At 61.0% G+C, this 21,644-nt stretch carries 20 protein-coding genes; 14 read left to right on the forward strand and 6 right to left on the reverse strand.

What is annotated here, in order from left to right; all coding sequences use genetic code 11:
• Positions 1-359: 359 nt before the first annotated feature.
• From ACRAWE_RS22965 to ACRAWE_RS23010, 10 genes are all read left to right on the forward strand, one after another.
• Positions 360-1,133, forward strand: a complete 774-nt coding sequence (locus ACRAWE_RS22965) for an SDR family oxidoreductase (RefSeq protein WP_432525932.1) — start codon at positions 360-362, stop codon at positions 1,131-1,133.
• A gap of 104 nt (positions 1,134-1,237) precedes the next feature.
• Positions 1,238-2,146, forward strand: coding sequence for a LysR family transcriptional regulator (locus tag ACRAWE_RS22970; RefSeq protein WP_019455232.1), 909 nt, complete (start codon positions 1,238-1,240; stop codon positions 2,144-2,146).
• A gap of 267 nt (positions 2,147-2,413) precedes the next feature.
• On the forward strand, positions 2,414-2,851 hold the full coding sequence (uspA, locus tag ACRAWE_RS22975; RefSeq protein WP_019455233.1) for a universal stress protein UspA: 438 nt from the start codon (positions 2,414-2,416) through the stop codon (positions 2,849-2,851).
• Positions 2,852-3,054: 203 nt separating this feature from the next.
• Positions 3,055-4,398, forward strand: coding sequence for an NADP-specific glutamate dehydrogenase (gene gdhA / locus ACRAWE_RS22980; RefSeq protein ID WP_019455234.1), 1,344 nt, complete (start codon positions 3,055-3,057; stop codon positions 4,396-4,398).
• A 328-nt stretch (positions 4,399-4,726) separates the two neighbouring features.
• The gene (locus ACRAWE_RS22985) at positions 4,727-5,713 is read left to right on the forward strand and encodes an autoinducer 2 ABC transporter substrate-binding protein (RefSeq protein ID WP_025159885.1); all 987 of its coding nucleotides are present in this window, start codon (positions 4,727-4,729) and stop codon (positions 5,711-5,713) included.
• Positions 5,714-5,818: 105 nt separating this feature from the next.
• Positions 5,819-7,318, forward strand: coding sequence for a sugar ABC transporter ATP-binding protein (locus ACRAWE_RS22990; protein WP_025159884.1), 1,500 nt, complete (start codon positions 5,819-5,821; stop codon positions 7,316-7,318).
• Positions 7,311-8,300 carry an ABC transporter permease gene (locus tag ACRAWE_RS22995; protein ID WP_154747664.1) on the forward strand — a complete coding sequence of 330 codons (990 nt, stop codon included), beginning with the start codon at positions 7,311-7,313 and terminating at the stop codon, positions 8,298-8,300. Before ACRAWE_RS22990 ends, ACRAWE_RS22995 begins: the two co-directional genes overlap by 8 nt.
• Position 8,301: 1 nt before the next feature.
• Positions 8,302-9,255 (forward strand): ABC transporter permease, encoded by a 954-nt coding sequence (locus ACRAWE_RS23000; RefSeq protein ID WP_019455238.1) that lies wholly within the window; start codon positions 8,302-8,304, stop codon positions 9,253-9,255.
• Positions 9,256-9,268: 13 nt separating this feature from the next.
• Positions 9,269-10,906 (forward strand): FGGY-family carbohydrate kinase, encoded by a 1,638-nt coding sequence (locus ACRAWE_RS23005; protein ID WP_154747665.1) that lies wholly within the window; start codon positions 9,269-9,271, stop codon positions 10,904-10,906.
• The gene (locus ACRAWE_RS23010) at positions 10,906-11,505 is read left to right on the forward strand and encodes an SIS domain-containing protein (protein ID WP_432525934.1); all 600 of its coding nucleotides are present in this window, start codon (positions 10,906-10,908) and stop codon (positions 11,503-11,505) included. Before ACRAWE_RS23005 ends, ACRAWE_RS23010 begins: the two co-directional genes overlap by 1 nt.
• A gap of 27 nt (positions 11,506-11,532) precedes the next feature.
• Here the strand turns inward: ACRAWE_RS23010 and rsmJ are convergent, their stop codons facing one another.
• The 4 genes from rsmJ to ACRAWE_RS23030 all read right to left on the reverse strand — a co-directional run bounded on the left by rsmJ (position 11,533) and on the right by ACRAWE_RS23030 (position 15,331).
• Positions 11,533-12,279: a 16S rRNA (guanine(1516)-N(2))-methyltransferase RsmJ gene (rsmJ, locus tag ACRAWE_RS23015; protein WP_004931005.1), complete on the reverse strand. Its 747-nt coding sequence runs from the start codon at positions 12,277-12,279 to the stop codon at positions 11,533-11,535.
• Between the two features lie 8 nt (positions 12,280-12,287).
• On the reverse strand, positions 12,288-14,330 hold the full coding sequence (gene prlC / locus ACRAWE_RS23020; RefSeq protein WP_019455242.1) for an oligopeptidase A: 2,043 nt from the start codon (positions 14,328-14,330) through the stop codon (positions 12,288-12,290).
• A gap of 118 nt (positions 14,331-14,448) precedes the next feature.
• The gene (locus ACRAWE_RS23025) at positions 14,449-14,910 is read right to left on the reverse strand and encodes an HIT family protein (RefSeq protein ID WP_019455243.1); all 462 of its coding nucleotides are present in this window, start codon (positions 14,908-14,910) and stop codon (positions 14,449-14,451) included.
• 16 nt (positions 14,911-14,926) lie between these two features.
• Positions 14,927-15,331, reverse strand: a complete 405-nt coding sequence (locus tag ACRAWE_RS23030) for an ASCH domain-containing protein (protein WP_019455244.1) — start codon at positions 15,329-15,331, stop codon at positions 14,927-14,929.
• Between the two features lie 135 nt (positions 15,332-15,466).
• Here ACRAWE_RS23030 and ACRAWE_RS23035 point away from each other — a divergent pair, with 135 nt between their 5' ends.
• From ACRAWE_RS23035 to ACRAWE_RS23050, 4 genes are all read left to right on the forward strand, one after another.
• A complete protein-coding gene (locus ACRAWE_RS23035; protein WP_004931012.1) occupies positions 15,467-16,309 on the forward strand; it encodes a 23S rRNA (adenine(2030)-N(6))-methyltransferase RlmJ in 843 nt (280 codons plus the stop codon).
• 130 nt (positions 16,310-16,439) lie between these two features.
• Entirely contained in the window at positions 16,440-17,792 is a 1,353-nt protein-coding gene (gorA, locus tag ACRAWE_RS23040) for a glutathione-disulfide reductase (RefSeq protein ID WP_019455245.1), read from the forward strand.
• A gap of 157 nt (positions 17,793-17,949) precedes the next feature.
• The gene (locus tag ACRAWE_RS23045) at positions 17,950-18,444 is read left to right on the forward strand and encodes a molybdopterin-dependent oxidoreductase (protein WP_063918349.1); all 495 of its coding nucleotides are present in this window, start codon (positions 17,950-17,952) and stop codon (positions 18,442-18,444) included.
• A complete protein-coding gene (locus ACRAWE_RS23050) occupies positions 18,441-20,225 on the forward strand; it encodes an ATP-binding response regulator (protein WP_063918348.1) in 1,785 nt (594 codons plus the stop codon). The genes ACRAWE_RS23045 and ACRAWE_RS23050 overlap by 4 nt, the downstream gene beginning before the upstream one ends.
• Here ACRAWE_RS23050 and ACRAWE_RS23055 read toward each other — a convergent pair.
• Complete coding sequence (locus ACRAWE_RS23055) at positions 20,215-21,066, reverse strand: helix-turn-helix domain-containing protein (protein WP_019455248.1); 852 nt, start codon at positions 21,064-21,066, stop codon at positions 20,215-20,217. The two genes, ACRAWE_RS23050 and ACRAWE_RS23055, sit on opposite strands and share 11 nt — an antisense overlap.
• Before the next feature lie 455 nt (positions 21,067-21,521).
• A partial coding sequence (locus ACRAWE_RS23060) for an autotransporter outer membrane beta-barrel domain-containing protein (protein ID WP_211130855.1) occupies positions 21,522-21,644 on the reverse strand: 123 nt, incomplete at its 5' end.

Here is a 21,644-nt window from a genome sequence, read left to right on the forward strand (position 1 = left end):
TGCTGGAGCTTACCGCTCTCATCCCCTTTTTTTGCCTGCACGGGCCACGCCCATAACCCACCGCCTCCGAAGACGTTGCCGCACCGCACAGAGAAACTTGCACAGCGTGGTTCTACTCAGAGGGGAAATGATGAGGCCCATATCCATCATTGTAGGTTAATGAAACGCAAACTGGCCTGATCAGTGGATAAAATTTACCGCCGTGCGCCGAAAGCCCCCCGCCGGGGCGAGATAGCGAGTTGTCGCCGGCCGATAATTAGTCGGTTTTTCTGGATAGTCTATCCCGCCGCACGCCGCTGATCTTTCCCCCGGCGCTGGCTAGACTCAGGTTTCCGTTACGTTCATCCAAGGAAACTGTTATGGCAAACCATTCAATCAAGGGAAAAACCGTTCTGATCGCCGGCGGCGCCAAAAATCTCGGCGGGCTGATCGCTCGCGATTTGGCTGAACAAGGCGCCAAAGCGGTGGTGATCAACTACAACAGCGCCGCTTCCAAAGCCGAGGCGGAGAAAACCGTCGCCGCCATTCAGGCCGCCGGGGCGCAAGGCGTCGCGCTGCAGGCCGATCTGACCCGCGCGGGCGCGGTCGAGAAGCTGTTCGCCGATGCGATCGCCGCCGTCGGCAAGCCGGATATCGCCATCAATACCGTCGGCAAAGTGCTGAAAAAACCGATGGTCGACATCAGCGAAGCCGAGTATGACGAGATGACGGCGGTCAACGCCAAAACTGCGTTCTTCTTCCTGAAAGAGGCGGGCAAGCACCTCAACGACAACGGTAAAATCTGCACGCTGGTCACCTCGCTGCTCGGCGCCTTCACGCCGTTCTACGCCGCTTACGCCGGCACCAAGGCGCCGGTGGAGCATTTCACCCGCGCCGCCGCCAAGGAGTTCGGCGAACGCGGCATCTCCGTGACCGCGGTCGGCCCCGGCCCGATGGATACGCCATTCTTCTACCCGGCGGAAGGCGCGGACGCCGTGGCCTACCACAAAACGGCGGCGGCGCTGTCGCCGTTCAGCAAAACCGGCCTGACCGATATCGAAGACGTGGTGCCGTTCATCCGCCATCTGGTCAGCGACGGCTGGTGGGTAACCGGCCAAACCATCCTGATCAACGGCGGCTACACCACCAAATAATCCCGGCGGGGGCAAATATCGCCCCCGCACCTGCTCGCGCGCAACCGCGCCATGCGGCTACACTTTCTGTCGGGAACGGCGCCAAGGAACAGCAGGTCAACGAGATGGACAGATTCAATCAATACCGCGTATTCGTGCAGGTGGCGGAAATGGGCAGCTTTATCCGGGCGGCCCATGCGCTGGAGGTGCCGCGCGCCTCGGTGTCCGCCGCCGTGCAACAACTGGAAACGCAGCTGGGCGTGCGCCTGCTGCACCGCACCACGCGGCAGGTGCGGCTGACCGCCGACGGCGAGCAGCTGCTCGAACGACTGCGCCCGCTGCTGGCCGAAGTGGAAGACATCGATCAGTCGTTTCAGGCCAGCCAGCGCCAGGCCTCCGGGCGGCTCAGCGTCGACGTGCCGAGCCGCATCGCCCGCCGGCTGATCGCCCCGGCGCTGCCCGGCCTGCTGCGGCGCCATCCTCACCTGCAGCTGATGCTCGGCTCCGCCGATCGCGCCATCGATCTGGTGCAGGAAGGGGTCGACTGCGCGGTGCGCGTCGGCGATCTCCACGACAGCAGCCTGGTGATGCGCCCGCTCGGCCGCATCGCGCAGATCAACTGCGCCAGCCCCGCCTACCTGAGCGAATTTGGTTACCCGCAGCAACCCGGCGATCTTGCGCCAGGACACTGGAGCATCGGCTACGCCTCCCCCAAAACCGGCCGCGAATCCCCCTGGGAATACCTGACCGACGACGGCCACACGCAGCGGCTCGAACTGCCCAGCCGGGTGGTAGTCAACAACGCCGAAAGCTATATCGCCTGCTGCCGTGCCGGGCTGGGGTTGATGCAAATCCCGCGTTACGACGTGCAGCATCTGCTCGACGCCGGCGAACTGGTGGAAGTGATGCCCGATTACCGCCCCGCCTCCATGCCGATCGCGCTGATCTATCCCCATCGCCGCCAGCGTTCGCGCCGCCTGGCGGTGTTTCACGAGTGGTTTGAAAGCCTGCTGCAGCCGCATCTGGAACGCTGATTGCACATTTAGCGCTATACTTTGTTTAATAACGCTTATAATTCAAGCGGTCAGACAGTCAGCATTCGCATAACCCATAGGCTTTTACGCCACGCGGGTGTACAACGAAAGGTATCGGGCGGAGAGCGTTTCGATGCGGCGCAGTGTGATCGCCCCAACATATCATTGCGTTATCCGAATGATACTATGGAACCAAAAGCGCCAGGCGGGTACATGGAACGCCTGCTAACCCTTTTTAATCGGCATGTTTATGGAAGGAGTATTCTTATGGCTTACAAACACATATTGATCGCGGTAGACCTATCCCCGGAAAGCAAGATCCTGGTAGAGAAAGCCGTCTCTATGGCACGGCCGTACAACGCTAAAGTTTCTCTGATCCACGTCGATGTCAACTATTCCGATCTCTATACCGGCCTGATCGACGTCAACCTCGGCGACATGCAAAAACGCATCTCCGAGGAAACCCATCAGGCGCTGACCGAGCTGTCGCAGAACGCCGGCTACCCGATCAGCGAGACCCTGAGCGGCAGCGGCGATCTGGCGCAGGTGCTGGTGGACGCCATCAAGAAATACGATATGGACCTGGTGCTGTGCGGCCACCACCAGGACTTCTGGAGCAAGCTGATGTCTTCCGCGCGCCAGCTGATCAATACCGTGCACATCGACATGCTGATCGTGCCGCTGCGCGATGAAGAAGACGAGTAAAAAGTAAGCGCCCGCTAACCAAGCTGCCCAACGCCCGCGCCATGCGGGCGTTTTTCATGCCGTCACACCGATTAATCGCTTGATAATCAACCGCCCTCCGATGATATAGTCGCTAAAGACACAACATCCTCCCCCCGAGCATCGCCTAAACCCATTTCTATAAAAAACAGCGGGGGAACATTTAATGCTAAAAGGAGTTATCCATGGAATATGCCGCATCGGTAGAGTCTTTCCTGTCCTCGTTACAGCGCCATAACCCCCACCAGCCGGAATATCTGCAGGCGGTGCGCGAAGTGTTCACTTCGCTGTGGCCGTTTATCGAACGCAACCCGCGCTATCGCGAACAGGCGCTGCTGGAGCGCCTGGTAGAGCCCGAGCGCGTCATTCAGTTCCGCGTCAGCTGGGTGGACGATCGCGGCCAGGTGCAGGTCAACCGCGCCTTCCGCGTCCAGTTCAACTCGGCCATCGGCCCTTACAAGGGCGGCATGCGCTTCCACCCGTCGGTAAACCTGTCGATCCTGAAGTTTCTCGGCTTTGAGCAGACCTTCAAGAATGCGCTGACCACCTTGCCGATGGGCGGCGGCAAAGGCGGCTCCGATTTCGATCCCAAGGGCAAAAGCCAGGGCGAGATCATGCGCTTCTGCCAGGCGCTGATGACCGAACTGTATCGCCATCTGGGACCGGACACCGACGTGCCGGCCGGCGACATCGGCGTAGGCGGCCGTGAAGTCGGCTTTATGACCGGCATGATGAAGAAGCTGTCCAACAATACCGCCTGCGTGTTTACCGGCAAGGGCCTCTCTTTCGGCGGCAGCCTGATCCGCCCCGAGGCGACCGGCTATGGCCTGGTGTACTTCACCGACGCCATGCTGCAACGCCACGGCCTGGGCTTTGAAGGCATGCGGGTGGCGGTATCCGGCTCCGGCAACGTGGCGCAGTACACCATCGAAAAAGCGCTGGAGCTGGACGCGCGCGTGATCACCGTATCGGATTCCGGCGGCACCCTGGTGGACGAAGATGGTTTCACCACCGAGAAGCTGGCGCACCTGGCGGAGATCAAAAACCAGCGTTACGGCCGAGTGGCGGATTACGCTCGCGAGCGCGGCCTGACCTATCTGGCGGGCCAGCAGCCGTGGAACGTGCCGGTGGATATCGCCCTGCCGTGCGCCACTCAGAACGAGCTGGATCTCGACGCGGCGCAGACGCTGATCCGCAACGGGGTGAAAGCGGTGGCGGAAGGCGCCAACATGCCGACCACCATCCAGGCCACCGACGCCTTCCTCGACGCCGGGGTGCTGTTCGCGCCGGGCAAGGCGGCCAACGCCGGCGGCGTGGCCACCTCAGGGCTGGAGATGGCGCAAAACGCCGCGCGCATCGGCTGGCGGGCGGAGAAAGTGGATGTACGTTTACAACATATCATGGCGGATATTCACCACGCCTGCGTGGAATACGGCGGCGAAGGCAAGCAAACTCACTACGTACACGGCGCGAATATCGCCGGTTTCGTCAAGGTCGCCGACGCCATGCTGGCGCAGGGCGTGCTGTAATCGCCGCAAAGGTGATCTTGTTCACACATCGATTAAATGCTTCAATGCCGGCCTCTGCGCCGGCATTTTTTTCCGCCCTCACGCCGTCAAAATGATCTCAATTTGTTAATCTTAAGTTATCAAATGGTTTCAAACTACCATTTAATCGGTAGTAAATTTACCACTGCCAAATAATTAAACATTTATTTAACAACAAACCCGTCAATATTTTACTTAAATGTGCGCAGATCACATTTTATTAACTTCAGCTACGCCCCCTCTTCCATTCCTTTGTAATCTGCAGCGGTGGAAAAACCGCCACCCCTACAGATAAAAAAAGGTACAGCTAATGAAATTTAACCTCGCATTATTAAATGCATGTGTGGTTTCTGCGTGCATGTTATCGACAACACCTGTGTTCGCCGCTGATAAATATGAGATCGCCGTGGTCGCCAAAGTGACCGGCATTCCGTGGTTCAACCGCATGGAAACGGGCGTTAACGAGGCGGCGAAAAAACTCGACGTCAACGCCTATCAGACCGGCCCTGCTACGCCGGATCCGGCCGCGCAGGTCAAGGTGATTGAGGATCTGATCGCCAAGAACGTCAACGCCATCATCGTGGTGCCGAACGACGCCAAGGTGCTGGAGCCGGTGCTGAAAAAGGCGCGCGACAAAGGCATCGTGGTGCTGACCCATGAATCCCCGGACCAGCAGATCGGCCAGTGGGACATCGAGACCATCGACAGCGAGAAATACGCGCAGGCCAACGTCGATGAGCTGGCGAAAGACATGGGCGGCAAAGGCGGTTACGCGATCTACGTCGGTTCGCTGACCGTACCGCTGCACAACGCCTGGGCCGATTCCGCCATCAAATACCAGAAAGAAAAATACCCGGACATGTTTGAAGTCACCTCGCGGTTGCCGGTGGCGGAAAGCATCGACAAATCCTACGCCACCACGCTGGATCTGATGAAAACCTATCCGCAGATGAAGGGCATCATCGGCTTCGGCTCGCTCGGCCCGATCGGTGCCGGCCAGGCGGTGGCCAAGAAGCGCGCCAAGGACAAAATCGCGGTGGTGGGCATCGCCATGCCGGCGCAGGCCGCCCCTTACCTGATGCGCGGCGACATCAAGAAAGCGCTGCTGTGGGATCCGAAAGATGCCGGTTATGCGCTGGTCACGGTGGCCGATCAGCTGCTGCAGGGCAAAGAAGTGAATAAAGATCTGTCGATCGAGGGGTTGGGCAAGGCCGACGTCGATATGGAGCACAAAGTGATTCGGTTTAATAAGATTCTGGAAGTCACCAAAGACAACGCCCAATCGCTCGGATTCTGATTTTTCGCGTAATTTCGCCACACCGGGAAAGTAGTTAAACCCTCGTAGGGGCGCAGCTTTGCTGCGCCCAGGGCTTCGGCCGCTACGCAAGCACAGGTTAACGTTATGACAACCTCCCCCGCATTTATCACCCTGGAGAATATCAGCAAGCGATTCCCAGGCGTGCTGGCATTAGACCAGATCAACCTGACGCTGAATAAAGGCGAAGTGCACTGCCTGGCCGGGCAAAACGGCTGCGGCAAAAGCACCATTATTAAAATCATCTCCGGCGTCTATCAGCCGGAAAAAGGCGCCAATATTTCGCTGGAAGGCAAACTTTTCCACGCCCTGACGCCGCAGCTGTCCGGTTATTACGGCATACAGGTGATCTATCAGGACCTGTCGCTGTTCCCTAACCTGACGGTGGCGGAAAACATCGCCATCCACAGCTACCTGCCCGGCGGCCGCTTCTGGGTACGCCAGCGATTGATGCGCCAGACGGCGCTGGACGCCATGGCGCGGGTCGGCGTGCGTATCGACCCCGATAAAAAAGTGGAAAAACTGTCGATCGCCGATCGGCAGCTGGTAGCGATTTGTCGCGCCATCGCCGCCGAGGCGCGGTTGGTGATCATGGATGAACCGACCGCCTCGCTGACCCGCCAGGAGGTCGACGGCCTGCTGCGGGTGGTCAACGAGCTGAAGGCCGCCGGCATCTGCGTGGTGTTCGTCAGCCACCGATTGGATGAAGTGATGGAAGTCGCCGACCGCATCAGCGTGATGCGCGACGGCAAGCTGGTGGGTACCTGGCCGGCCAGCGAACTGGACAGCCATGAACTGGCGTTCCTGATGACCGGCCAACGCTTCCACTACAGCCCGCTGCCGCCGCTGCCGTCAACCGAACAGGCACCGCTGCTCGAAGTGCGCAACCTCAGCCGCGGCGAGAAATACCGCAACGTCAATCTGGCGCTGCGCGGCGGCGAGATCGTCTCGATCGTCGGCCTGCTCGGCGCCGGCCGCACCGAACTGTGCCTCAGCCTGTTCGGCATGACGCGGCCGGACAGCGGCGAGATCCGCATCGAGGGCCGAGCGGTACAGTTGCACAACAACCGCGAAGCGGTGCGCCACGGCATCGGTTATGTGTCGGAGGATCGTCTGACGCAGGGGCTGATCATGGATCAATCGATCTACGACAACACCATCGTCACCGTCTTCGATCGGCTGCATACCTCGCTTGGATTGCTGGATCACGCCAAAGCGACCGAGCTGGTCAACCGGCTGATCCGCGATTTGAACATCAAGGTGTCCGACAGCGCATTGCCGGTGAAGACCCTGTCCGGCGGCAACGCCCAGCGCATCGCCATCGCCAAATGGGTAGCGACTCAGCCGAAGATCCTGATCCTCGACTCGCCTACCGTCGGCGTAGACATCGCCAACAAAGAGGGGATCTACCAGATCGCCCGCGATCTGGCGCAGCTGGGTATGGCGGTGCTGATGATCTGCGACGAGATCCCGGAAGCCTATTACAACAGCCATCGGGTGATGGTGATGCGCAAGGGCGAGCTGATCGCCGAATTCGCGCCGCACCAGAGTACCGAACAACAGATCGCCGAGGTGGTGAATGGATAAGTCATTATTGGCCCGCCTGGCCGGGCGGCACGAGTTTTATCTCGGCCTGCTGGTGCTGCTGCTGGCGATCGGCCTGAGCGCCGGCACCGACGAGTTTCTGACGCTCGGCAACCTGACCGACGTCGCCACCAGCTACGCCATTCTCGGCATCCTGGCCTGCGGCCTGTTCGTGGTGCTGATCGCCGGCGGCATCGACATTTCGTTCCCGGCCATCACCGCCATCGCCCAATATGTGATGGCCAGCTGGGTGATCCAGCACGGCGGCAGCTTCCCGCTGGCGTTCGTCCTGGCTGCCGGCGTCGGCCTGCTGCTCGGGCTGGTGAACGGTTTTCTGGTGTACTGGCTGAAAGTGCCGGCGATCATCATCACCATCGCCACCCTCAACCTGTTCTACGGCCTGCTGGTGTACGCCACCAACGGCACCTGGCTGTACGGCTTCCCGGACTGGTTCATGAACGGCATCAACTGGTTCTCGTTCCAGGGCGCCGACGGCTACGACTACGGCCTGACCCTGCCGCTGCTGTGCCTGCTGGCGACCATCGTCGTCACCGGCGTGCTGATGAACCGTACCCGGCTGGGGCGCCAGATCTACGCCATGGGCGGCAACCGCGACGCGGCGTCGCGCCTGGGGCTCAACCTGCTGCGGCTGCACTTCTGCGTCTACGGTTACATGGGCATCCTGGCCGGCGTCGCAGCGGTGGTGCAGGCGCAGATCACCCAATCGGTGGCGCCCAACTCGCTGCTCGGCTTCGAGCTGACGGTATTGGCGGCGGTGGTGCTGGGCGGCACCAGCATGAGCGGCGGCCGCGGGTCGTTGACCGGCACCCTGCTCGGCGTGGTACTGCTGGCCTTCCTGCAAAACGGACTGACGCTGCTCAGCGTCTCGGCCTATTGGCACCAGGTATTCAGCGGCGCGATCATTTTGATCAGCATCAGCACCACCGCCTGGAACGAAAAACGCAAGCTGCTCAAGGAGATCTGACATGACGCAGTTAACTCGGTTGATCCCAAGCGATCGAATCATTCGCCTGCAGGGCGCGATCATCATCGCGGTGGCGCTGCTGTTCGCCGGGCTGCTCGGATCGCGCTTCTTCAGCCTCGGCAACTTCCAGTCGATCGCTTCGCAACTGCCGATCCTTGGCCTGCTGGCGCTCGGCATGGGCATCACCATGCTGACCGGCGGCATCAACCTGTCGATCATCGCCGGCGCCAACGCCTGTTCGCTGGTGATGGCGGCGATCATCGTCAGCCATCCCGACCAGCCGCTGTTCCTGGTGCTGGCGCTGTTGGCCGGCCTGCTGGTGGCGGTGGCGATCGGCGCGCTCAATGGCGCACTGGTGGCCTGGATCGGCGTATCGCCGATCCTCGCCTCGCTCGGCACCATGACCCTGATCACCGGCCTGAATATCCTGCTGACCAACGGCGCCGTGATCTCCGGCTTCCCGGCGACGATTCAATTTCTCGGCAACGGCGCCGTGCTCGGCGTGCCGGTGGCGCTGATCCTGTTCCTGCTGGTGGCGATCGGTCTGTGGCTGCTGCTGGAGCACACCACGCTGGGCCGCAGCCTGTACCTGCTCGGTTCCAACGAGCAGGCCACCCGTTTTAGCGGCGTGAACACCGCGCGGGTGCAGATCGCGGTGTATATCCTGTCGGCGCTGCTCGGCTGGGGCGCCGCGCTACTGATGATGGCCAAGTTCAACTCGGCCAAGGCCGGCTACGGCGAATCTTATCTGCTGGTGACCATTCTGGCCTCGGTGCTGGGCGGCATTAACCCGGACGGCGGTTTCGGCCGCATTCTGGGTCTGGTGCTGGCGCTGATCGTGCTGCAAATGTTGGAAAGCGGCCTCAATTTGCTGGGGGTCAGCAGCTACCTGACCATGGCTCTGTGGGGCGGCGTGCTGATCCTGTTTATCGCGTTACAGAATCGAAAAGCTTAGGAGAAAACAGATAATGGCGAGCTATTTTATTGGCGTAGATGTGGGCACCGGAAGCGCGCGCGCAGGCGTATTCGATCTCAACGGCCGCATGGTCGGTCAGGCCAGCCGGGCCATCGACCTGTATCGGCCAAAGGCGGATTTCGTCGAGCAGTCGTCGGATAACATCTGGCAGGCGGTGTGCAATGCGGTGCGCGACGCGGTCAACCAGGCCGACATCAACCCGATCCAGGTTAAAGGGTTGGGCTTCGACGCCACTTGTTCGCTGGTGGTGCTGGATAAAGAAGGCAAACCGCTGACCGTCAGCCCTTCAGGCCGCACCGAGCAGAACATCATCGTGTGGATGGATCACCGGGCGATCGCCCAGGCCGAGCGCATCAACGCCACCAAACACCGGGTGCTGGATTTCGTCGGCGGCATCATTTCGCCGGAGATGCAGACGCCGAAACTGCTGTGGCTGAAACAGCACATGCCCACCACCTGGGCCAACGCCGGCTACCTGTTCGATCTGCCGGACTTCCTCACCTGGCGCGCCACCCAGGACGCCACCCGTTCACTGTGCTCGACGGTGTGCAAGTGGACCTATCTCGGCCACGAACAGCGTTGGGACAAGAGCTACTTCCAGCAGATCGGGCTGGAAGACCTGCTGGAACACGACGCGGCCAAGATCGGCAGCGACGTCAAAATGATGGGTGAACCGTTGGGCCACGGCCTGACCCAGCGCGCCGCCAGCGAAATGGGCCTGATCGCCGGCACGGCGGTGAGCGTATCGATTATCGACGCGCACGCCGGCACCCTCGGCACGCTGGGCGCTACCGGCGTCTCCGGTGAAGTGGCCGACTTCAACCGTCGTGTCGCGCTGATCGGCGGCACCTCCACCGGCCATATGGCGATGTCGCGCACCGCGCGCTTTATCGGTGGCGTCTGGGGGCCGTACTATTCGGCGATCCTGCCGGAATACTGGCTGAACGAAGGCGGCCAGTCCGCCACCGGCGCGCTGATCGATCATGTCATCCAGTCGCACCCGTGCTACCCGGAGCTGCTGGCGCAGGCAAAAACCCAGGGCCAGACCATTTATGAGGTGTTGAACGCCATTCTGCGCCGCATGGCCGGTGAGCCGGAGAACATCGCTTTCCTGACGCGGGACATTCATATGCTGCCGTACTTCCACGGCAACCGCTCGCCGCGCGCCAACCCGACGCTGACCGGCATCCTGACCGGGCTGAAGCTGTCGCGCACGCCGGAGGACATGGCGCTGCACTACCTAGCCACCATTCAGGCCATCGCGCTCGGCACCCGCCACATCATCGAAACCATGAACCACAGCGGCTACAGCATCGACACCATCATGGCCAGCGGCGGCGGCACCAAGAACCCGATCTTCGTGCAGGAGCACGCCAACGCCACCGGCTGCGCCATGCTGCTGCCGGAGGAGAGCGAAGCGATGCTGCTGGGCGGTGCCATGATGGGCACCGTGGCGGCGGGCGTGTTCGACACCTTGCCGGAGGCGATGAGCGCCATGAGCCGCATCGGCAAGACGGTCACGCCGCAGACCAACCAGATAAAAAGCTACTACGACCGCAAATACCGGGTATTCCACGAGCTGTACAACGACCACATGAAATACCGCCGGTTGATGCAGGAGGAGGCGTGATGCAGCAGGAATGGCGGCAGGCCGTGCAGGGCTGGCAAACCTACAGCCAGGAGCTGGCGCAGCTGGGCGAGCGCCTCGACGCGCACACCTGGCAGCGCCTGCTGGCGCTGCTGGCCGACTGCCACGGTAAAATCGCCGTCACTGGCGTCGGCACTTCGGGGATTGCGGCGCGCAAGATAGCCCATATGCTGGCCTGCGTGGAGCGGCCGGCGGTCTATCTCGACGCCACCGGCGCAGCGCATGGCGATCTGGGCTTTCTGCGCGCCGACGATCTGCTGATCCTGATCTCGCGCGGCGGCAATTCCGACGAGCTGACCCGCCTGCTGCCGACGCTGCAGGCCAAGGGGGTGACGCTGATCGCGGTGACGGAAAATCCGCATTCCGCCATCGCGCAGGCGGCGCAGCTGACGATCGCTACCGGAGTGCAGAAGGAGATAGATCCGCTGAACATGCTGGCCACCACCTCAATTGTGCTGGTGTTGGCGATCTTCGACGCCGCCTGCGCCTGCCTGATGGCGCGCAGCGGTTATGACAAGGACGCCTTGCTGGCGGTGCATCCGGGCGGCGGCGTAGGGAAAAGTTTGCGGGAACAGCGTTGAGGGCCCGACACGCGGGCCCGGCAGAGATTACAGCGGCATGTAGATATCGAAGCGGTGGCTCTTGGTCAGCGTGGCGGCATGCGCCGGCACGTCGGCCAGCGGCGGTGCGTAGTCCGGGCGTTTCACCACCACGCGCTTGGTCGCCAAACGGCGCGCCGGTTCCAGCAGGCCGTCGGCGTCATCGTCGCTGCCTACCAGCGATTGAAACACCCGCATCTCTTTCTTCACCAGCGCGCTTTTCTGCTTGTGCGGGAACATCGGATCGAGATACACCACCTCGGGACGCGGGCTGAGATCCGCCAGCGCCGTCAGGCTGGAGGCGTGCAGCAGCGTCAGACGCTCGCGCAGCCACGGGCCGATTTCCGCATCCTGATAACCGCGCTGCAGGCCGTCGTCCAGCAACGCCGCCACCACCGGATTGCGTTCCAGCATCCGTACCCGGCAGCCCAGCGCCGCCAGCACGAACGCGTCGCGCCCCAGCCCGGCGGTGGCGTCCACCACGTCCGGCAGGTAGCTGCCCTTGATGCCGACCGCTTTGGCCACCGCCTCGCCGCGGCCGCCGCCGAAGCGGCGCCGGTGCGCCATGGCGCCGGAGACAAAATCGACGTAGATCCCGCCGAGCTTCGGCTCGTCGCGCTTGCGCAGTTCCAGCCGCTGCGGGGTCAATACCAGCGCCATCGGCGCGTCGTCATCAGACGCCAGCCGCCAGCGCTGCGCCAAAACAGACAAGGCGCCGGGATCGGCGCCTGCTTCACACAATAAACACACGCTCACGTGTCGGGTTATCCTTTAATGCCGTAATGGCGCAGCATAGCATCCAGCTGCGGCTCGCGGCCACGGAAGCGTTTGAACAGCGCCATCGGCTCTTCCGAACCGCCGCGCGACAGGATGTTGTCGAGGAAGGATTTGCCGGTTTCGGCGTTGAAGATCCCCTCTTCTTCGAAGCGCGAGTAGGCGTCGGCCGACAGCACTTCCGCCCACAGATAGCTGTAGTAACCCGCCGCGTAGCCGCCGGCGAAGATGTGGCTGAAGGCGTGCGGGAAGCGGCCCCAGCTCGGCGAAGGCACCACCGCCACCATTTTCTTCACTTCCGCCAGCGTCGGCAGGATCTGCGCCCCTTTTTCCGGGCTGTATTCGAAGTGCATGCGGAAATCGAACAGGCCGAACTCCAGCTGGCGCAGGATAAACAGCGCCGCCTGGTAATTCTTGGCCGCCAGCAGCTTGTCGAGCATTTCCTTCGGCAGCGGCTCGCCGCTCTGATAGTGGCCGGAGATAAACGCCAGCGCTTCCGGCTCCCAGCACCAGTTTTCCATAAACTGGCTCGGCAGCTCGACCGCATCCCACGGCACCCCGTTGATGCCGGAGACGCCGGCGGTATCGATCTGCGTCAGCATGTGATGCAAACCGTGGCCGAATTCGTGGAACAGCGTGGTCACTTCGTTATGGGTGAACAGCGCCGGCTGGTCGCCCAGCGGGCGGTTGAAGTTGCAGGTCAGGTAAGCGACCGGTTTTTGCAGCGTGCCGTCGGCCTTGCGCAGGCTGCCGACGCAGTCGTCCATCCAGGCGCCGCCGCGTTTGTTTTCGCGGGCGTACAGATCGAGGTAGAAGCTGCCGCGCAGCTCGCCGTCGGCGTCGAACAGATCGAAGAAGCGCACGTCCGGATGCCAGGTCTCGACGTCTTTACGCTCTTTGGCGGTGATGCCGTAGATGCGTTTCACCACTTCGAACAGCCCTTCCACCACCCGCTGCTCCGGGAAGTACGGGCGCAGTTGCTCGTCGCTGATGGAGAACAGGTGCTGTTTCTGTTTTTCGCCGTAATAGGTGATGTCCCAGGCTTCGAGCTCGTCCACGCCATAGTGCTGTTTGGCGAAGGCGCGCAGCTGCGCCAGCTCCTGCTCGGCCTGCGGACGGGCGCGCTTGGCCAGATCGCTCAGGAAGCCGATCACCTGCTCCGGGCTTTCCGCCATCTTGGTCGCCAGCGACTTGTCGGCGTAGGTGTCGAAGCCCAGCAGCTGAGCCAGCTCATGGCGCAGCGCCAGCGTTTCCGCCATCACTTCGCTGTTGTCCCATTTGCCGGCGTTCGGTCCCTGATCGGAAGCGCGGGTGGCGAAGGCGCGGTACATCTCTTCGCGCAGCGCGCGATTGTCGGCGTAGGTCAGCACCGGCAGGTAGCTCGGCATATCCAGCGTCAGCAGCCAGCCGTCCTGCTCTTTGGCCTGCGCCATCGCCTGCGCCTGCGCCAGAGCGCTTTCCGGCAGGCCGCTCAGTTCCGCTTCGTCGGTAATCAGTTTGCTCCAGCCCATGGTCGCGTCGAGCACGTTATTGCTGTAGGTGGAACCCAGCTCGGACAGGCGCGCGACGATCTCGCCGTAGCGCTGCTGTTTGTCCGCCGACAGGCCGATGCCCGACAGTTCGAAGTCGCGCAGCGCATTGTCCACCGCCTTGCGCTGCGGCACGCTCAGCGCCTCGAACGCCGCGCCCTCTTTCAGGCTGCGGTAGGCCTGGTACAGCCCTTCGTGCTGGCCGACCCAGGTGCCGTACTCGGACAGCAGCGGCAGCGCCTGTTCATAGGCGGCGCGCAGCTCCGGGCTGTTTTTCACCGAGTTCAGGTGCCCGATCGGCGACCAGATGCGCGACAGGCGATCGTCCGACTCCGCCAACGGCTGACACAGATTGTCCCAGGTGAACGGCCCCGGCTGCGCGACCACGCGCTCTACCGCGGCGCGGCAGTCCGCCAGAGCGGATTGCACCGCAGGCACGATATCTTCAGGGCGGATCGCCGAGAACGGCGGCAGGGAAAACGGGGTCAGCAACGGATTTGTCATAGGGCAGTCCTGATTAGCGTTGAGGCCCGCCGCGGGGGCGAGCCTTAAAATGCGTATGAATCTCTAACATGGAGCCAGACAGCAGGAAAATCAATGCCCGGCGTTGATCGTTCGTGCCTTAAACGGCACTTTGGCGGATGCGGGCGGCCAGCGCCGCCAGCTGCTCGTCGTCGGCGCGCGCGGCGTCGTGGGAGGAGATATAGCCCTCGTAGCGTTCGAAAAACTTCGGCGAGGTCGATTCGATCGGCCGCCACTGCTCCAGCGACGCGGTACCGTGCAGCGGGATCAGTTTGGCGTGCACATGATCGACGCCGTAGCCTTCGAACACCATGCCGCAGCGGCCGACGTCGTCGAACGCGCGGTCCAGCTGCTTCGCCACCCGTTTGGTCGCCAGCATCAGCGCGCTCAGTACCTCGTCCGGCAGCTCAAACGCGTAGCTCGGGTGGTGCGCCTTGGGGATCACCACGCTGAAACCGTCGGTGTTGGGAAAGATGGACAGGAACGCCAGATGGTCGTCGTCTTCCCAGATTTTATGGCACGGCGCCTTGCCCGCCACGATGTCGCAAAAAATGCAGCTCATCCTTTCTCCTTGTGATTCACAGCGTTTCAACCAGTTCGAACTCTTCGAACACCAGCCACATGTCCGGCGCAAAAGTGCCCTCGCGGGTAAAGAACTCTTGATGCCCCTGGCGCCAAAACGCCAGGCTTTTGTCGCCTTCGCCCTCTTTGGCCGCCATCTCGGCGGTCATCCGGTCATAGCGCACCAAACGCAGCGCCAGGGTTTTGATCACGCAGGCCGGTTCGCCACGGCCGTCGAGAATAATGTTATCGTCGCCGATCATCGGCGTTTGCTCCCGGCGATAGCTCGCATAGGAGCTGCAGGTGGCGGTCTTTTCCCCGCTCAGCACCAACTGCAGCAGTTCGTCGGCCAATTCGGGGCCGTCGCCAAACGCCCAGCGCGCCGCGTCGGGGTAGTTTGCCAAAATCGCCTGTTTGCTCATCGTCCTGTCCCTTTCTGTGAACGTCTGCGGCAACGGAGTCCAGTTTTTCCCGGCCAGACAGTTTATACTGTGCAGATTATAAGCCTTATTGCATTGAATGCTCCGCCTGCGGAGCACAAGGAACCGCCACCCGTCATGTTAAGTTATCGCCACAGTTTCCACGCCGGCAACCACGCCGACGTGCTCAAGCACACCGTTCAGAGCCTGATCATCGAGTCGCTGAAGGAAAAAGAGAAGCCGTTCCTGTATCTGGACACCCACTCGGGCGCGGGTCGTTATCAGCTCAGCGGCGAACACGCCGAGCGCACCGGCGAATACCTGGAAGGCATCGGCTTGCTGTGGCAGCGCGACGATCTGCCGGAAGAGCTGGCGGCCTATATGAGCGTGGTGCATAACTTCAACCGTTCCGGCACGCTGCGCTATTATCCTGGCTCGCCGCTGATCGCCCGCCAGCTGCTGCGCCCGCAGGACAAAATCCACCTGACCGAGCTGCACCCGAGCGACTACCCGCTGCTGCGCAGCGAATTCCAGAAAGACGAGCGCGCCAAAGTGCAGCGCGCCGACGGCTATCAGCAGCTGAAATCCCAGCTGCCGCCACTGTCGCGCCGCGGTCTGATCCTGATGGACCCGCCGTATGAAATGAAGACCGATTACCAGGACGTGGTCAAAGGCATTCAGGAAGGCTACAAGCGTTTCGCCACCGGCACCTACGCGCTGTGGTATCCGGTCGTGATGCGCCAGCAGATCAAACGCATGCTGCGCGATCTGGAAGCCACCGGCATTCGCCGCATTCTGCAGATCGAACTGGCGGTGAAGCCCGACAGCGATCAGCGCGGCATGACCGCCTCCGGCATGATCGTCATCAACCCGCCGTGGAAGCTGGAACAGCAGATGAAAAACGTGCTGCCGTGGCTGCACAAGGTGCTGGTGCCGTCGGGCATCGGCCACCATCTGGTGAACTGGGTGGTACCGGAATAATCCCCAGCCGGGTGCGGTTCGCCGCGCCCTGCCTCCACCTATCGCAGCCATCGACGCAATCTTTGCGACAAACCCCGGTCAGGCGTTAAACTCTTACCCTCTTCAAATTCACAACTCATGGAAATCCCAGATGACGAAACATTACGATTATCTAGCAATTGGCGGCGGCAGCGGCGGTATCGCATCGATCAACCGGGCAGCCATGTACGGCCAAAAGTGTGCGCTGATTGAAGCCAAAGAGCTGGGCGGCACCTGTGTAAACGTGGGTTGTGTACCGAAAAAAGTCATGTGGCACGCGGCGCAGATCGCCGAGGCTATCCATCAGTACGGCCCGGACTACGGCTTCGACACCACCGTCAACGCCTTCGACTGGAAAAAGCTGGTCGCCAACCGCACCGCCTATATCGATCGCATCCACAACTCCTACGATAACGTGCTGGGCAAGAACAAGGTCGACGTGATCAAAGGCTTCGCGCGCTTCGTGGATGCTCACACCGTGGAAGTGAACGGCGAGACCATCACCGCCGACCACATCCTGATCGCCACCGGCGGCCGCCCGAGCCATCCGGCTATTCCGGGCGCCGAATACGGCATCGACTCCGACGGCTTCTTTGAGCTGGACGCCATGCCGAAGCGCGTCGCCGTAGTCGGCGCCGGCTATATCGCCGTGGAGATCGCCGGCGTGCTGAACGCGCTGGGCGCCGAAACGCACCTGTTCGTGCGCAAGCACGCGCCGCTGCGCAGCTTCGATCCAATGATCGTCGAAACCCTGGTGGAAGTGATGAACACCGAAGGGCCGAGCCTGCACACCGAATCGGTGCCGAAAGCGATCGTCAAGAACGCCGACGGCAGCCTGACGCTGCAGCTGGAAAACGGCAAAGCATTCACCGTCGACTGCCTGATCTGGGCCATCGGCCGCGAACCGGCGACCGACAACCTGAACCTCGGCGTCACCGGGGTGAAAACCAACGAGCAAGGCTACATTGACGTCGATAAGTTCCAGAACACCAACGTCAAAGGCATCTATGCCGTGGGCGACAACACCGGCGCGGTAGAGCTGACCCCGGTCGCCGTGGCCGCCGGCCGCCGCCTGTCCGAACGCCTGTTCAACAACAAGCCGGAAGAGCATCTGGACTACAGCAACATCGCCACCGTGGTGTTCAGCCACCCGCCGATCGGCACCGTTGGCCTGACCGAGCCGGAAGCCATCGAGAAGTTCGGCGCGGACAACGTGAAGGTGTACAAATCCTCCTTCACCGCCATGTACAGCGCCGTGACGCAGCACCGCCAGCCGTGCCGCATGAAGCTGGTGTGCGCGGGTAAAGAAGAGAAAATCGTCGGCCTGCACGGCATCGGCTTCGGCATGGACGAGATCCTGCAGGGCTTCGCCGTAGCGGTGAAGATGGGCGCCACCAAGAAGGACTTCGACAACACCGTGGCCATCCACCCGACCGCTGCGGAAGAGTTCGTCACCATGCGCTAACCGCTGCGGTTAGCCAACTCGCAGGCCGGTATTTATCCGGCCTGTTCTTTTTGTGCGGTTTACTATTCCCTTCGCACCCGCCTGCTTTTTCTGCCATTATTCAGCCTGATAAATTAGCGGGACTGATACAACCTCCCCGCGCCTCTGGAGAACACCGATGCTGTTCAAACTATGCAAAACCCTTGCGATGGCCTGCGTGGCCCTGATTATCGCCCAGAGCAGCGCGCTCAGCTTTACCCTGGAAGTGGCGGGCAAGATCGACAACGTGACCGACCCGGTCAACAAAAGCTATCTGTTCACCGATAAGCAACTGTTGGCGATGCCGGTGCGCAGCATCACCACCTCCACCTCCTGGACACCGCAGAGAAAGTTTGAAGGGATTTCGGTGGCCGATATTCTGGAGCGCGTCGGCGCCAGAGGCGAAACGCTGACCTTCTACGCGCTGAACGACTATTACATCGACGTGCCGCTGTCGGACGTCAAGAAGTACAACATGATCCTGGCCTACAAGATGGACGGGGAGATGCTGAAGCTCAGAAACTTCGGCCCGCTGTTCCTGGTTTACCCGCGCGACGCCGCCGGGCCTGAGCTGAACTCGCCGCTCTACAACTCGCGCTTTATCTGGCAAGTCGACCGGATCGTGATCAAATGAAACTGACGACCTTTAAGAACGGCAGCAGGCTGGCGATCCCGGCCATCTTCGCCGCGCTGTTTTTGGTGGCTTCGACCGTTACGCTCTATTACTACAGCGCCACGCTGTCGAAAAAAGGGCTGTACGCCATCGCCGGTACTCAGGAGAACTACTCCTGGTCGATCGCCAAGTTCTCCATCAAGCTGGCGGAATTCGACACGCTGGTAGAACAGCAGAGCCACGCCCCACAGGTGGACAGCGACAACCTGCGGTTGCGGTTCGAGATCCTCTATTCGCGTTTCTATGTGCTGGAAACCGTTTCTGAATCCACCCAGCCGCTGTACGCCGAACCGGGCTACCCGGAAGTGGTCAAACAGATGCGCCTGCAGATGGATCGCATCGATAAGCTGTTGGACAGCCCGAAAATCGACTTCGGCCAGGTTTTCGCGGCCATGAAGGCCATCAAACCTTACGCCATCGAAATGGCCAACCTGACCGACCACGCCGAGGTGAAGCAACGCACCGCCGCCTATGAGGACTATATCGAGAAACGGCACATCATTTTCTATGGGCTGGTGATCGTCATGTTCTCGGTGATCGCGTTGATCGCCATTACGCTCATCGTGTTCCGTCAGCAGCGGCTGACCATTCGCCAGCAGGCCAAGGCGATCGAGGCGGAGAAAGCGACCCGCACCAAAAACGCGTTCCTCGGCGCCATCGGTCACGAGCTGCGCACTTCACTGCAGAGCGTGATGTCGGCCATCGACGTGCTGGTTAACACCCGGGTGTCGGCGGAACATGCGGACACCTTCCAACGGCTGGAAACCGCCGCGCAGCAAATCGAAAGCCAGATGAAAGATTTGACCGACTACGCGCACCTCGACAGCGGTATGATGGAGCTGCGCATCGTGCCGTTCGACGCGCAGAAGCTGATCGCGGAGACCGCCAACGAAATCGCCACCTTGACCCGCAAAGAGCAGGTCAAACTGAGCTGCGAAGTGGAGTGCAGCCACCTGTTGGTGCACTCCGATCCGCTGCGCATCCGGCAGATCATCGTCAATCTGCTGACCAACGCCTACAAGTACACCGAAAGCGGCAGCATTACGCTGCACAGCTGTCTGCGCCGTCAGCCGGGCGGCAGCTCGTTGATTATCGAAGTGACCGATACCGGCATCGGTATCGAAAAGGACCAGCTCGATCAGATTTTCAAACCCTTTACCCAGCTGGATCAGTCGCATACCAAGCAGTATGCCGGCGTCGGGATGGGGTTGGCGATCGTGCACGGCCTGGTGACGCTGCTCGACGGCACCATCACGGTGTACAGCGAAATCAAGAAGGGCAGCACCTTTATCGTCAGCATTCCGGTGCAGATCAGTGAAGAAGAGCGCGCCGACGAGCCCGCCGCCGCCAATGCCTCTTTGCAGCAGAAGCCGCAGCAGGTCCTGGTGGTGGATGACAACAAGTCGGTGGGGGACGCCTTTGCGGCGCTGCTGGACAAGCTGGGTTACCAGCACGAACTGTGCGATTCACCGGAGCGCGCGCTGCAGAAACTGCTCAGACGCCCTTACGACGCGCTGTTGCTGGATCTGCAGATGCCGGGCATCGACGGCGCCGCCCTGGCCAGGCAGCTGCGCAACCGCCGCGGCCCCAACCGCCATGTGCCGATCATCGGCATCAGCGCCTACACGCCGGAGCAGCTGACGGCGGACCAGCGTGCGCTATTCGACAACTATCTGATGAAGCCGGTCCGGCTGGATGCGTTGTCGAGCGCGCTGGCCGAGGTGTTTCCCGCTAAAGATTAAAACAACGTTGCAGTGCGGCTTCGATCACATGAAGCCGCACCGGTTTTTCGTAAGGGCCAAGCACGTCGTACTCACGCATTGCCTGCGCTATCTCTGATTCGCGCCGGTCGGTGCCGAGTTCGCCGGTCAGCACCAGCACTGGCGCATCCGGGTTGTCGGAGGCGCGGATAGTGGCGATGCAGCGGTCCGCCGTTTCTTCACCGATCAGCCAATCCACCACGTAACCGTCAAACAGGCTTTGCTGTAACGCCTGGCAGAAGCTGTCGACGTCGTAAAACGCCACCGCATTGAAACCGCAACCGCCGAGGTACTTGGCCAGCTCATCGGCCGCCTGATGCGAATCGTCCAATACCGCGATGCTCAAGCGCTCGTCGTCGCCGTAACCGGGCCGGATTTCGATCAGATCGACGCCGTAACGCGGGCCTGCCGGCGCCTCATCGGCGCGATAGATCTGCCATTGTCCCTCTACGCGCAGCGCCACAAACTCCGCCGGCCGCCCCGCAGGCAGTTCATCACCGATGTGCCCGACGCAAGGCATCGCCACCCCGGCCACGAAAAAGATGGCATCACGCGCCATGTTTGGCTCGGCGCTCTCATGTTCGGCGCTAAAATCGGCGATCGCCGCCGGCGTTTCTCCCAACGCAGCCGCGACGCTGTTGATCTGCTCCAGCGTCCAGGGACTTTGCCCTTTCAGTTTGCGGTGCGCATGTGAAAAACTCAGATCCAAGATGCGGCTGAGCTCTCGGGCATGCTGACGTTTTCCAATCCCGTAATGTAAAAACAGCTCCCTGACCCGATTGGCAATCGACTGTGAATCGAATTTTTGATGATTGTTATCCATTTGTTCCTTCGATTTTTTTTACTGATTTATCAGTCGTTTTGATTATTTCTGATGAAAAAGCCACATCTAAAACTAGCATCTCATGCAATTATGCGTTAAAAACGTTGCTTGACATACCATGTTGCATCGTCAAACATGGTATCAAAAGAGACATACAGCAATACACTATAAAAAATAACACCAGCACGTTTTTTAATAATAACCATAGTCACACCAGGGAAAATTTGTTCCGTTGCCGCTACTGAGACGATGCTCACATCGCTCGGACTGCACAAGCAAAACGGGGCTTGAGCCTTTAGCGCTAATCTGTTTTACCCACTTTTAAGCCGGGATCCGCAAGGGTCCCGGTTTTTTATTGCCCTGGCGCCGCGCCATCATACGGACTCCCCCCACCGCCGCAAATAAAAACGGAGCCGGCATGCCGGCTCCGTTGCTCTTTTGATCCCCGCAGAACGTCAGAAGCGCCAGGTAAAACCGGCGTTGACGCTGTTGTCCTGATGGTGCTGCGACAGCAGCCCGCCGTAGCCCAGCGACAGCGTGGCGTTCTCGTTCACCGCCACTTCCGCCCCCGCCTTCAG

The sequence above is a fragment of the Serratia sp. BFP-2025 genome (genome assembly GCF_050880365.1).
GTDB classification, from domain to species: Bacteria; Pseudomonadota; Gammaproteobacteria; order Enterobacterales; family Enterobacteriaceae; genus Serratia; species Serratia surfactantfaciens.